At 41.1% G+C, this 13561-nt stretch carries 11 protein-coding genes; 6 read left to right on the forward strand and 5 right to left on the reverse strand.

Translation table 11 applies throughout. From position 1 onward, the window contains the following. Positions 1–69: 69 nt before the first annotated feature. Both BDD43_RS21760 and queG read left to right on the forward strand, forming a co-directional pair. Positions 70–756 carry a hypothetical protein gene (locus BDD43_RS21760; RefSeq protein ID WP_121199750.1) on the forward strand — a complete coding sequence of 229 codons (687 nt, stop codon included), beginning with the start codon at positions 70–72 and terminating at the stop codon, positions 754–756. A gap of 98 nt (positions 757–854) precedes the next feature. After that, positions 855–1796 (forward strand): tRNA epoxyqueuosine(34) reductase QueG, encoded by a 942-nt coding sequence (queG, locus tag BDD43_RS21765; protein WP_121202073.1) that lies wholly within the window; start codon positions 855–857, stop codon positions 1794–1796. A 199-nt stretch (positions 1797–1995) separates the two neighbouring features. Here the strand turns inward: queG and BDD43_RS21770 are convergent, their stop codons facing one another. Next, positions 1996–3066, reverse strand: a complete 1071-nt coding sequence (locus BDD43_RS21770; protein ID WP_121199752.1) for a 3'-5' exonuclease — start codon at positions 3064–3066, stop codon at positions 1996–1998. A gap of 145 nt (positions 3067–3211) precedes the next feature. On the opposite strand from BDD43_RS21770, the gene BDD43_RS21775 reads away from it, so the two are divergent. Both BDD43_RS21775 and BDD43_RS21780 read left to right on the forward strand, forming a co-directional pair. Next, the gene (locus BDD43_RS21775) at positions 3212–5179 is read left to right on the forward strand and encodes a DUF3857 domain-containing protein (RefSeq protein ID WP_121199754.1); all 1968 of its coding nucleotides are present in this window, start codon (positions 3212–3214) and stop codon (positions 5177–5179) included. Beyond that, on the forward strand, positions 5176–7077 hold the full coding sequence (locus BDD43_RS21780) for a DUF3857 domain-containing protein (RefSeq protein WP_121199756.1): 1902 nt from the start codon (positions 5176–5178) through the stop codon (positions 7075–7077). Before BDD43_RS21775 ends, BDD43_RS21780 begins: the two co-directional genes overlap by 4 nt. Before the next feature lies 1 nt (position 7078). On the opposite strand, the gene BDD43_RS30880 is transcribed toward BDD43_RS21780, so the two are convergent. The 3 genes from BDD43_RS30880 to BDD43_RS21790 all read right to left on the reverse strand — a co-directional run bounded on the left by BDD43_RS30880 (position 7079) and on the right by BDD43_RS21790 (position 8619). Beyond that, positions 7079–7213 (reverse strand): hypothetical protein, encoded by a 135-nt coding sequence (locus tag BDD43_RS30880; RefSeq protein ID WP_262707428.1) that lies wholly within the window; start codon positions 7211–7213, stop codon positions 7079–7081. A 79-nt stretch (positions 7214–7292) separates the two neighbouring features. Further along, a complete protein-coding gene (locus BDD43_RS21785; RefSeq protein WP_121199758.1) occupies positions 7293–7856 on the reverse strand; it encodes a C40 family peptidase in 564 nt (187 codons plus the stop codon). Positions 7857–8037: 181 nt separating this feature from the next. Beyond that, on the reverse strand, positions 8038–8619 hold the full coding sequence (locus BDD43_RS21790) for a helix-turn-helix domain-containing protein (RefSeq protein WP_121199760.1): 582 nt from the start codon (positions 8617–8619) through the stop codon (positions 8038–8040). Between the two features lie 207 nt (positions 8620–8826). Between BDD43_RS21790 and BDD43_RS21795 the strand changes: the two genes are divergently transcribed. Then, complete coding sequence (locus BDD43_RS21795; RefSeq protein WP_121199762.1) at positions 8827–9405, forward strand: phosphonate degradation HD-domain oxygenase; 579 nt, start codon at positions 8827–8829, stop codon at positions 9403–9405. Positions 9406–9580: 175 nt separating this feature from the next. Continuing rightward, positions 9581–12661, forward strand: a complete 3081-nt coding sequence (locus BDD43_RS21800; RefSeq protein WP_246001713.1) for a carboxypeptidase-like regulatory domain-containing protein — start codon at positions 9581–9583, stop codon at positions 12659–12661. On the opposite strand, the gene BDD43_RS21805 is transcribed toward BDD43_RS21800, so the two are convergent. Then, positions 12637–13518, reverse strand: a complete 882-nt coding sequence (locus BDD43_RS21805) for an IS982 family transposase (RefSeq protein ID WP_121196630.1) — start codon at positions 13516–13518, stop codon at positions 12637–12639. The two genes, BDD43_RS21800 and BDD43_RS21805, sit on opposite strands and share 25 nt — an antisense overlap. Positions 13519–13561 lie beyond the last annotated feature (43 nt).

The following is a 13561-nucleotide window of genomic DNA, read 5'->3' on the forward strand; positions in this document are numbered from 1 at the left end:
GGCATATGCGTGTTGCTAAACAATAAACCCCAATTTTTCCGTTAAAGGAATTCGATATTATATTTTGGTATGAAAAGTTTGCTGATATTACTTTTGGTTTCTGTAATGGCCATTACTGCCAGGGCACAATTTGCACCAGGTTATTACTACGATATTAATGGCGAAAAAGTACCGGGCTTGATTAACAGGTACCCATCCGGAAAAGGCATTATGAAGGACGAAGGCTTTATTGAATTTAAAGATGATGATAAAGCGCGCCCGCAACGCCTAAGCGCCAGTATGATACACGGGTTTGTAGTTGGCCGCGATAGTTTTGCCATTGCCCACGCGCCCCGTTTTGGTGCATGGACAAAAAACGAACTCGATTTTGTGCAGGTAGTAGTTAGTGGCCCTACAAATTTATACATGATAGCCGGCGGAAGCGGGGGCGATAGCGGCCGCCCAAGCGGCAGCCGCATACAGCCAATGGTATCAACAGGTATTGGTACTGGCGGCGCGGGTATGGGCGGCGGCATTGGTATTAACCTGGGCGGTGGCGGTGGCTCGGGCCGCGGTGCTGCACATAACGTTTTTTATTACGGCGAAACTACCGGCACCATGCTTCCATTTAAAAAAGAAACTTTTGTTGAAACCATGGGCGATGTAATGGGCGATGAGCCACAGGTTGTTGAAAAAATACGCGATGGCACTTTTAATATTGATAACATTGATGGCCTGGTGAAGTATTATAAAATAATTGTTGCCTCGCACAAATAACTTTAAAAACGTTGCAGCCGCCGTATCTGTAAACAGTGGGTTTTGTGTTGTTACAACAGTATTGAGGTGTTGTACCTTATAGCTATCTTTGCGGTATGATGTTGCAAAATGCTGCGCTATATACCAAACAAATTAAAACCTGGGCCCACGAGCTTGGGTTTATGTTTTGTGGTATAGCACAGGCCGATTTTTTAGAAGAGGAGGCTCCACGGCTGGAAGCCTGGCTAAAAAAAGGTTTTCATGGCGAAATGCAATACATGGAAAACCATTTTGATAAACGGCTGGACCCGCGTTTACTGGTTGACGGGGCAAAATCCGTTATTAGCCTGGGGCTCAATTATTATACCGATGCCCGGCAACTTGATGCCAGTGCCCCGCTTATATCAAAATACGCCTACGGTGCCGATTATCATGATGTGATAAAAGATAAGCTAAAGCAGTTATTACAATTAATTAACGAGCATATTGGCGAAGTAAGCGGCCGCGGCTTTGTTGATTCGGCTCCGGTACTTGACCGGGCGTGGGCTAAAAAAGCGGGGCTGGGTTGGATAGGAAAAAACGCTAACCTGATAGGTAAAAAAACAGGATCGTTCTTTTTTTTAGCCGAACTGATAATTGATTTGGAACTCGATTACGATGTTGAACCCACCGCCGACCACTGCGGTACCTGCACCCGCTGCATAGATGCCTGCCCTACCGAAGCCATTGTTGGCCCTGCCGTAGTTGACGGCAGCAAGTGCATATCGTACCTTACTATTGAGCTTAAAAATGAAATACCGGCGTCATTTAAAGATAAGCTGGATGGCTGGATGTTTGGCTGCGATATTTGCCAGGATGTTTGCCCCTGGAACCGCTTTTCGGTTTTGCACAACCAACCTGCCTTTGAACCCCACCCCGACTTGCTTGGCATGACCAAACAGGACTGGAACGAAATTACCGAAGACGTTTTTAAAAAGGTATTTAAAGGCTCGGCAGTAAAACGGACCAAGTTTGCCGGATTGACAAGGAATATCAGCTTCCTGAGCCCCCCGGCCCCCTAAAGGGGGAGCAAGTTTGCACGGTTGTGCACTCACATCTATATAAACCGGCTTATCTGTACCGTTAGGTGCGATAGCCTGGTAAAATCTAATATCAATTATTTTCTTGCGCCGTAGGCGCAATACTTAACCCACTATTTATAACTCACTATAAAAATTGGCCTTACCCATCAAAAACTCCCCCTTTAGGGGGCCGGGGGGCCTACTTTCCAAATTTTTGCTTCAGAGCGGCTAACATATCGTTGTCAATAGGTTTGGCTTCTTCTTTGGGCTTTTGTTCGGTACGCGGTATAAATGGTTTCCTATCTGTGTTGTTGTGTTGTGGGTTAAAAGGCTTTTTCTCTGTATTTTTATTGGGCACAAAGGCCTTTTTTTCCGGCTGTGGTTGCGACGGATCGGCAATTAAACCTTGTTGTTGCGTTTGCTGTACCGGGGCCGGTTTTGGTTCGGGCTTAACGGCAGGTTCGCGTTTGCTGATATAACGCTTGTATATTTGCTCTAATTTGCGTTTGGTATACAACGGAAAATCGCCGTTCATCATCCACGAGTAGTAGCTTGGTTCGGCTTTAAAAACATCCTCAACCTTTTTGCCTTTGTGCTTTCCAAAGTTAAAAAGCTCATCGCCATTGTCGCTGTAAACCATTCTTCCGGCAAAATCAACAGGTTTGTTCAGGTTTGTAAATTTATGCAGGGCTTCAACATCGCCTACTACGGGTTTGGTTTTAACGCCCTTTTTATCTTCGTATTCTACACCTTCGTATTTGGCTATCTGCGCAAGCAAAACCTCCATTGTTGCACGGGTATCGGCTTCGGCCGAGTGTGCGTTAATAATATCTTTACCGCAATAAAACTGGTAAGCGGCACGCAGGGTGCGTTGCTCCATTTGGTGAAAAATGTTTTGTACATCCACAAAATGGCGTTCTTCAATATCAAACGGATGGCCCACGCGCAAAAACTCCTCCATTAGCATGGGTATATCAAAACGGTTAGAGTTGTAGCCGGCCAGGTCGCTGTCGGCAATAAAATCGGCTATTTCGGCAGCGGCATTTTTAAAAACGGGCGCATCTATTAAATGCTCCTCGTATATGCCGTGTATCATTGACGATTCTATCGAAATAGGCATTTCCGGGTTTATTTTCCAGGTCTTTACTTCTTCGGTAGCATCCGGCATCAGTTTGATAACAGATATTTCAACAATTCGGTCAACGCCAATATTTGTTCCGGTAGTTTCCAGGTCAAAAAATGCAAGCGGGCGTTTCAGGGTTAATTTCATGTGCAAGTATTGAAGCTACAAAGGTGTCAAAAATCTGCAAACTATTTGCAGTTAAAAACACCTTTAAAATTTGTTTTTAACAACTATTGAAATATCTATAAAAGAGTATTATTTTTCGGGAAGAATTTCCAACTAAACCTTATCTATGAAAAACGCGGTACTTATTGTTGTAATTATTTTATTTTCGGTAAAAATGTACGCACAGGATTTCCCCGAAGGGAAATTTAATAGCGCAGATATAGAAATGACAAGCTATGATAAAGACCCAACCGCCCACGCTGTTGTGTTAAAGGAGTTTGGCAAAACCTGGGTAAGCACTGCCGACCATCTGCCTATTATTCACGAATATCACGTTAAGATAAAAATATTTGATGACAAGGGCTTTAACGAGGGTAATGTGGCCATCAGCCTTTATAACCATGGCGAAAATTACGAAACAGTAAGGGATATTAAAGCCCACACCTTTTATAAAGACGATAATGGCCTGGTGCGCGAGGCCGACCTTGACCCGGCTAAAATATACAAAGAAAAAAAGAGCAAAAATATTGACTTAGTTAAGTTTGCATTGCCCAACCTGCGTAAAGGTTGTGTAATTGAATATTCGTATTCTACCGAATCGCCATACCATTACAATTTCCATTCCTGGGATTTTCAATCGGATATTCCCAAAATATATTCGGAGTATGAGGTACACATTCCGGCAGTTTACGAATATAACATTGTGTTACGAGGTTATTTAAGTTTAACCAAAAGCAACGCCGAACTTGAACGCGAATGTTTTGACTTTTATGGCACCAAGGCCGATTGCTCTAAAATAAATTATATCATGAGCGACGTACCCGCTTTTGTTGAAGAAAGCGATATGACTGCCCCATCCAATTACATATCGGCCATGTATTTTGAACTTGCGGCCATGACCAACGAAAATGGCGTTAAAAATAAAATAACGCAGGAATGGACTGATATTGACCGTGAATTGAAGGGTAACGATTACTTTGGCACCCAAATGAAGCGCAAAGAGTTGCTTAAAGACCGTATCCCGGCTTCAATTTTGGCTATACCCGATACGCTGGCAAAGGCCCAGGCTATTTATACCCATTTACAAAAATGGTTTAAATGGGACCATATATTTTCGATGTACAGCGACGACGGTATAAAAAAAGCCCTGGATAGCCACACCGGCCATGTAGGCGATATTAACCTTTCGCTAATTTCGGCTTTAAACGCCGCCGGCATAAGTGCCGATGCTGTAATATTATCAACCCGCGACAATGGCGCTATCAACAAATTATTCCCGCAAACCAGTGATTTTGACTATGTTGTAGCCAGGCTAATTATACACAATAAAGTTTATATGCTTGATGCTACCGACCCCTTACTTGCCTTTGGGATGCTGCCCCTGCGCTGTATTAACGACCAGGGAAGGGTAATGAGTTTAAGCAAGCCATCGTACTGGATAGATATGGTTGAAACCAATAAATCAACCCGCACATCATCCCTGGATTTAACCATTCAAAGCGATGGCAAAATAAAGGGCACCGTAAGCACCTATTACGTTGGTTATGCGGCCTACAAAAAACGGCTATCAATAAAACGTTTTAACTCGGTAGATGAGTATGTAGAGAACCTGGCAGAGAACAATCCTAAATTAAAAATCTCCAAATCGGAGATCACCAATTTGGATAGTTTGAATTCGCCTCTGAGCGAGAAATATGATATTGTAATTAACAATAGCAACAATACCAACGGAGACAATATTGTATTTAACCCCGCTTTTTGGGACGAACTTACCGAAAATCCGTTTAAGTTAAAGGAGCGCACCTACCCTGTTGATTTGGGTTCGACGTTAGATCACCGGGTAATTGTGGCACTTCATTATCCGGCTAACTACGTAATCACCAGGCAGCCCGAACCTGTTTCTATCGGCTTGCCTAATAAGGGTGGTAAATTTGTAACCCTTGTTGAAGCGGGCGATCAGGTTTTTAATTACTCGGAGGTACACCAACTTAGCAAGGCCATTTACCAGCCCGAAGAGTATCCTTATATTAAAGAATTGTACAACAAAATTATACAAAACCAAAAGGCAACCATTGTATTAAGCAAAAAACCATGAGATATTTTTATACGATACTATTTTTTTTGCCGATGTTATGCTATGGCCAGCAAAGTAATTACGATGTGAACCTTATACCTAAAGAGTTACTGGCACACGCCAGCGCCGTAATACGAAACGACGAAACCATTGTTGATGTTAGGGACGTTAGAAGTGTGGTAACCCATTATAAAAAAGCGATTACTGTACTCAATAAAAACGGCGACGAAAAGGCCCGGTTGGTTGTAGAGCACGATAAAATTGACCAGATCAAATACATTAAAGGCACTGTTTATGATGACGCCGGCAGATTAATAGGTAAAATTGCTGAACGCGATTTTGAGGATCAAAATGCCGCCGACGGTTTTTCGCTTTTTAATGGCGACATGATAAAGCATTATAAACCGGCCATAGCCACCTATCCTTATACAATTGAATACGATTGCGAAAGAAATTCAAAACAATCGTTATTTTTAAACGATTGGCATACGGGGCAATCCATAGGCACTTCGGTAATGCATAGCAGCTACAAATTAACCTGCAAGCCCGATTTTAATATCCGTTACAAAGAGTTTAATTATCCCGGAAAGGTTGTTACTACCGAAGCGCAAGGCTTTCAAACTTACACCTGGGCCATTGATAACCTAAAGGCTTTACGTTACGAACCTTTTAGCCCGGATGAAGATAAACTGATAACATCGGTTAAAATGGCTCCCGAAAAGTTTTTTTATGATGGCGTGTCGGGCTCATTTACCAACTGGAACGAGTATGGTAAATGGATTTACGACAAGCTTTTGAAAGACCGCAGGCAACTACCGCCCGAAACCATCCAACACATTAAGGATTTAACCGCTAACGTTACCGATAGCAAACAGAAGGCAAAGCTTATTTACGAGTATATGCAGCAAAAAACGCGATATATTAGTGTGCAGATAGGCATTGGCGGCTATCAGCCATTTTCGGCAACGGATGTTGACCAATCGAGCTATGGCGATTGCAAGGCGCTTGTAAATTACACGCAAAGTTTGCTTAGTGTTGCCGGAATTGAATCGTACTATATATTGGTAAAGTCGGGCAACTTTAAAGCGAGTGCCCTGCCCGATTTTGCAAGCATGAACCAGTTTGACCACGTAATACTATGCCTGCCTTTTAAAAACGACACCACATGGTTAGAGTGTACAGAAAAACATATCCCCTTTGGTTATCTGGGAGACTTTACAGACGACCGTAACGTTGTAGCCTGCACCCCAGAAGGCGGCAAACTACTGCACACGCCTGTTTACAAAACAAACGACAATAAAAAAACCCGCAAAGCCACATTTATTTTAAGCCCCAGCGGCGAGTTAAGCGGCGAAATGACAACTAAATTTGAAGGCACGTTGTACGACGAGCGCGACGAGCTGGTGAATGAATCATACTCAGACCAGGTGAAAGCACTTAAAGAGATTTACCCCATAGAAAACCTTGATATTAAAGGCCTTGAACTAAAACAGGACAAGGCAATTAAGCCCGTTACTACCGAAACCATAAAACTAAGCGCGCGCGATTACATGGCGCAAAACGGAACGCGGTTTTTTATTACGCCTAACACCGCCAGCCGCAATATTAAACCTGTTAAAGATATATTAAACAGGGCCAACCCGGTATATGTAAACCGCGGTTACCGTGATGAAGATGAAATTATTTATACGCTGCCCGCCGGGTTTAAAGTATCAACAATAAACATGGCCGTTAATATTGACAAGCCCTTTGGCAGATACACCGTAAGCACTAAAGTTGAGGGCAATAAACTAATTTACAAACGTTTGTTACAATTAAACGATGGTACTTACAGCAAAGATGTTTACCCGGATATGGTTGATTTTTATCAATCTATTTACGATACAGATAATGCCACGCTAACTATGGAGAAAATGTAATTTAACCTTTAAAATAGCTTACAATGATAATGCCAAGCACTATGCCTACTACCATGATAACGTAAAGCAAAATTTCGTTACCGGCAAATTTTTTGTACTTGGTCCAGAAAGAGTAATCGGGTTTTTGGTCTGCCATACCGCAAATATAGGCAATTAGCACGCAGGCTCAATTGTTTTTATAAAGAGTGTCCATAAAATTTACATTGGGCACAAAACTATTGGGGCGTTGTTGCCGAAGCTATAACGGAACCACATCTCGAAAAATATTTGTAAGTATAAGGGTCGTGCAGTTTTATAATAATAACGCCCTTACTCGTACTTGCATGCACCACATAGTCGTTTTGCAAATACACGCCAACGTGGCTAAATTTTTTGCCATCGTAATCCCAAAATACAAGGTCGCCTTCTTGCAACTGATCCTCGTACTTGCGTTTAATAACGCCCACCTGCTGGCTGGTTACCCTTGGCAACGCCAGGCCGTAAACTTGCCTTTGCAATAGCTGCACAAAGCCCGAGCAATCAATACCACTTTTATCCTGCCCGCCAAAACGATAGGGCGTATTTAACCATTCGTCGATAAAAGCATATAAACGGCCATTGCTGATGCTACCTTTATCAACACCCATTATTACCGAGTATTTTGCCGCTATTGATTTATCGGCTTTCACCATTTCGCCGGGGTTACCCTTTAATACGGCCTTCCGCGAGTGGCAACCTGTTAAGCCAATAACCGCAGCAAAGCCCAGAATAATAAAATACCTACAGCTTTTTATATTCATACATTAAAAGTAGCGGTTATAGTTAAACGGTAATAACTGATTTTGTTAACATATCAACATTGTGCAGGAAGGAAGCGAAAATCAACGCGGGGCACAAAAAACAAGCCCAACCCATTTACAATTTTTTGTGTGGCTAATTTTATCACTGCCGTGCAAGGTAAGTTTCCGGTTTGGTTGTTTATTAAACTTTGTTTTCTTCAAAAAAGTAAATAACCAGCATAATGGCTTTTACGGTTCCAATATTTTGTGGTGTATGCGGAATGCGCCCGTCAAATAACATGGAATCACCTGCCTTAAACATTATTGTTTCGTTGCTAAAATGATAGGCTATTTCGCCCGATAAAAAATATTTAAATTCAAAAGCCTGCGTTTCAACAAATGGTCTTGAGGCATCTGTGTCCAGCTCCAGCAGTACAAAATCAACAGTTGAATGTTTAATATATTGAGTAAAAATTCGCTGATAATGGAACCCGTAGGCGTCTTCTTTCTCAAAATATTCATATTCTTCTTTACGCCTGATGATGATTGGGGTGTTCCCCGATCTGCTATGAATATCCTTAAAAAACTCATTAAGGTCGATATCCAACGAACGTATAATATCAATTAAAACAATTAACGAAGGTATGGTTCGGCTATTCTCTATCTGCGAGATCAATCCTTTACTCACGTTAGCCTTAACAGCTAATTCCTGTACGGTTATATTCTTTTCGCGTCTGCGCTCTTTAATTTTGTTACTGATCTGAAGCAATATATCTTCTTCCATACTGTGGAGTGCAATTAGGTGTGTGAAAGTATGATTTTTGATATGGCAGCACAAGTAAACATTTTGTTAAAATCTGTTAAATGTTATTTTTAGATAATCGTTTTCCATTTTAACATGCCTAAAACTTATTAAAATAACAATAAAACACATTTTATATTAACGGTAAAGTAATAATACTTGCCTTAATTTGACAAAATCAATATAATTATGACTTTACACGCTACAGCTATAGTTAACCATGTATTTGCATTATATGAATTACATGGTGATGATGACTACATCGGTGAACCAGTTTCGCAATTGGAGCACATGTCTCAGGCTGCTGCTTTGGCAGAAGCCGAAGGTTTTGAAGATGAGGTGATCTTAGCTGCTTTTTTTCACGACATTGGGCACCTTTGTGCAGCAGGCGGCGAAACGCTTAGTATGGACGGGTTTGGCAATGTTGATCACGAAAAAATAGGCGCCGATTATTTGCGCAAACAAGGTTTTTCGGAAAGAGTGGCCGCTTTGGTGGAGAGCCATGTGGTGGCCAAGCGTTACTTAACCTACAAGTTTCCCCAATATTATCAGCAACTTTCTGAAGCCAGTAAAGCTACACTTCAATTTCAGGGTGGCGTTATGACGGCAGCAGAAGCCGCCGAATTTGAGTTGAATGCTGATGCGGAGTTGATTATTAAATTAAGGCAGTGGGATGATATGGCTAAAGAAACCTCAATTCCGGTTAATAATATTGATCATATCAAGCAAAAGGCCATCAACCACTTAACTCATATCAAACGACAGTAAACAATTAATTTACTGTAACTAAACCGTGACATTGGTGTTAGTGAAAACAGATTTTTAACAAAAAAACTCCTCAACCTTAAACTATTCTTAACTTAAACTTGGTTTAATATTTATAAACAAAGTTTAGTATTGCTGCAATTAAACGAAATGTTAAATCAAACTAAATTTCAATTTTATGCAGCAATTCTACATCAAACTGAAGTTGCTGGTAACACTACTGTTACTGGCAGTTCTTCCCAACTTACTTTTTGCCCAAAGTAAGCAACAACTATCGGGTATCGTGCTCGACGGAGACAGGGCACCATTGCCTGGTGTTTCTGTGCTCGTTAAAGGTAGCACCAAAGGTGTAGCTACCGACATCGAAGGTAAGTTCATCATCAGCGCCAATCCTGGCGACGTCCTTGTGTTTAAATTTATTGGATCACAACAAAAAGAGGTTGAGGTTACAAATCAAAAAGTTATTGAGGTAACACTTTTAACAGATTCAAAAACATTAAATGAGGTTGTGGTAACCGCTCTGGGCGTAAAAAAAGAAGCCCGTACCATTGGATATTCGGTTCAGGAGGTTAATGGCGACGATTTAATTAAAGCCCGCGATCCTAATCCAATATCAGGCTTAACCGGTAAAGTGGCCGGTTTATCTGTAGCGCCAAATGCAGAGTTATTACGCTCACCAAATGTTTTATTACGCGGTAGCTCTATATCACTTTATGTAGTTGATGGTTTCCCTATCAACACAGATACTTTTGATATCAGCCCCGATGATATTGAAACTTACACCGTATTAAAAGGCCCAACCGCAGCTGCTTTGTATGGTAGCCGTGCCCAGGCCGGTGCTATTTTAATTACCACCAAAAAGGGAGACAAAAGTAAAAAAGGTTTCACGGTTAATGTAAACAGCAGCACTGTACTCAACAAAGGATTTTTAACGTTCCCCAGATTACAGGATAGCTACGGCCCTGGCGAAAGCACCTATTACAAATTTGTTGACGGAAAAGGTGGTGCACCAGGCGGTGTAGATGGTGATTATGATGTTTGGGGGCCCTACTTTAACGGCCAATTGATACCACAGTACGATAGCCCTGTTATTAGTGGTGTTAGGCAGGGTACGCCATGGGTTGCGCGCGGTGCCAATAACTTAGATCGTTTTTTGCAAACCGGGTATCAAACTAATAACAATATATCGTTAACAGCTAATGGTGATAATTATACTACAAGATTTTCCCTGTCTGATCAGCACCAGCAAAGCTACATCCCTAATAACTATTTAAACATAGTTAACTTTAATATGTATGCGAGCTTTAACCCAACATCGCGCATAAAAATTGAGGGTAACTTAGATTTTAACAGGCAGTATACCGACAATTTTCCGGATGTGGATTATGGCCCTAACAGTTTAATTTACAACATAGCGATATGGACAGGTGCCGATTGGGATATTAATGCGCCCGATATTAAAGGCGAATGGCAAACCGGTAAAACCAATATTCAGTCGGTATTTGCCGAATACCAACGTTACCATAACCCATGGTTTCAGGTAAACGAGTGGACTCGAGGCCATTACAAAACCAATACTACAGGTTACCTATCCGGTAATTACAAAATCAATAACAACCTTAACGCAACTTTACGCTCACAGGTTAATACTTATGATTTGTTACGTACCGAAAAAATGCCGTATTCGGCACACCCCTACGGTCGTGAAAACAATGAGGGTGACTACAGGGAAGACCGTAGAAACTTGTTTGATAACAATACGGAGTTGTTTCTGAACTATAACTACACCATTAAAAAGTTTTTAAATCTATCGGGATTAGTTGGTACCAACTTGCGTAATTTTTCATATTCGTCAAACTGGACCTCTACCGATTATTTGAATGTTCCGGCTGTATACTCATTCAGTAATTCAAAAAATCCGTTACAGGCGTCGAGCTTTAATGCGGGTTTATTAACCTTGAGCGAGTATTTATCGTTAGATGCCGGTTTTGGCCGATATGCTACCTTTTCATACACCATCAGAAACGAAAAGAGTTCGGCATTTCAAACAACAACATCTTACTCATACCCAAGCTACTCATTATCAACAGTATTAACCGATTATTTATCGATACCTAAAGCTATTTCATTTTTGAAATTGAGAGGTTCTTATGCAGAAGTTAGGGGTGCCGATTCACCTGCAACCATTGGCCCTGCACCTTTTAGCAATATTACGGCTTTGGGTGGTGGTGCAAACAAAAGCAATCCACTATTCTCTAATCCTTTAGATTATGGGCAGGCTTATGCCTCGCCATACAACGGCCCGGGTTACAGCTTATTATCATCCTACACAACATCTAAGCCTTATAACAACCAAGCTGCCGGTTATGGTTCTGATGCGCTTTATCAGCAAGGAATTGTAACGTCAGATCGTACAAACTACGAGGGTGGTTTCGATATTAAATTTTTAAATAATCGTTTAGGCTTTAGCGGTACAGCATTTAGATACATTGATGGTCCGCAGATATTACAAAACGCCATATCATCTGCTTCGGGCTATTCTACTTTATACCTTAACGCTTTAAAAACGCAAACAACAGGTTTAGAAGCAAGCCTAAGTGGCACGCCAATAAAAACTAAGAAAGGTTTTGGCTGGGATGTTGTTGTTAACTGGTCAACCAATAAAACGATTTATAAAGAACTGCCACCGGGCCAAACTTATTATTTAACAAATTACACTGTAAACGAAAGAATTGATGATTTGTATGGAACAGACTTTGTGAGATCGCCTACCGGAGCTATAATATTCGACGCTGCCGGTAAACCGATTACGCCAACCCGTCATGCTCAACTACTGGGCCATGCAGGAGCTGATTTTTCCTGGAGTTTAATCAATAAGTTCCACTATAAATCGTTAAGCTTAGGTTTCCAGTTTGATGGTTCTGTTGGTGGTGTTATTGCCGACTATATGTTTAACAAAACCGTTCGCGGTGGCCGTAACATTATTACAGCCGAAGGTGCTTTGGGAAATGCCCGTTACCAGGACTGGAAAAACTATATACCTAACGGTATTGCTGGTGCCAATCCAAGCTATAAAGGAAGTTACGTGGGCCAGGGGGTAGTGATATCAAATGGTGTAACACCAACGTTTGACCCTAATACAGGTGCCGTTACCAACTACTCGGCATTGCAATTTGCTACTAACACCACACCTGCGCTGGTACAGGATTATGTAAGTAAACCCGTAGTGCATTATCAGACTAAATTTATTTTAATGTGATTCATGTTCCTTTTAAAGATAAATTTGTTGAGGTATTGAATGGTGGTCAGGGCAGTTATTTTACTTAACGTCCTTGTCTTAAACCCCTCAAAAGTTTTGGCATAATTTCTTCTGATCATAAACTGATCGCACAGTTGCGAAAATAGCGTTTCAATCCTTTTCCTTGATTTTTTGAATAGGTATGGATACGGTTTGAATTTCTTTTGATTGTTTCTCATCGGGGTTTCCAATCTAATGTTTACAGATTCAAAAAGATTGACCTGTACCTCTGCGGACAAATAGCCTTTGTCTCCAAGTAGCACGCAATCAGTCATTTGTTGTTGTATATCTTTCAGGTAATGTATGTCATGTACGGAAGCAGGGCTTAGGTCAAAGTTCTCAAAAACACCATCTACTGAACAAACTGCATGCAGTTTGTATCCATAATACCTCGAACTTTGCGCAGCACAAAAACCATGGTTTGGAAAAGCGTATTCCTGTTCTTTGCAGATTTTACTTCTTGCTGCACGGGCATTTTTACATACCTCTAAAGGCATTGAATCGACAATGAAACAGTCCTGGACAGCGTTCAGTTTCTGAACAAGCTTTTTTCTCACCTCATTTATGTGCGGGAACAATTTTCTTTTTCTCTTATTGTAAACACTTCGTTCGATCAAGATATCAAGCGGGGTACCTTTCAGGTTTCTAAATAACTGATATTCAGAATCTATTCCACAATATTCAGCGGTCAAATTTAACGTAATTAACTCTAAATCAGACAGTCTTGGCCTTACTGGTTTGTAATAAAAGTCCTCTTTTATTGACAGTTTCCTAAACTCTTCTAAAATAAAAGTGTAATTTTGAATCAAGTTGTTCATGTTTGTAATTGATTGTCAGTCAATACAATATACCATTTATTGG

Origin of the sequence: Mucilaginibacter gracilis (assembly GCF_003633615.1) — a bacterium.
Taxonomy (GTDB): Bacteria; Bacteroidota; Bacteroidia; order Sphingobacteriales; family Sphingobacteriaceae; genus Mucilaginibacter; species Mucilaginibacter gracilis.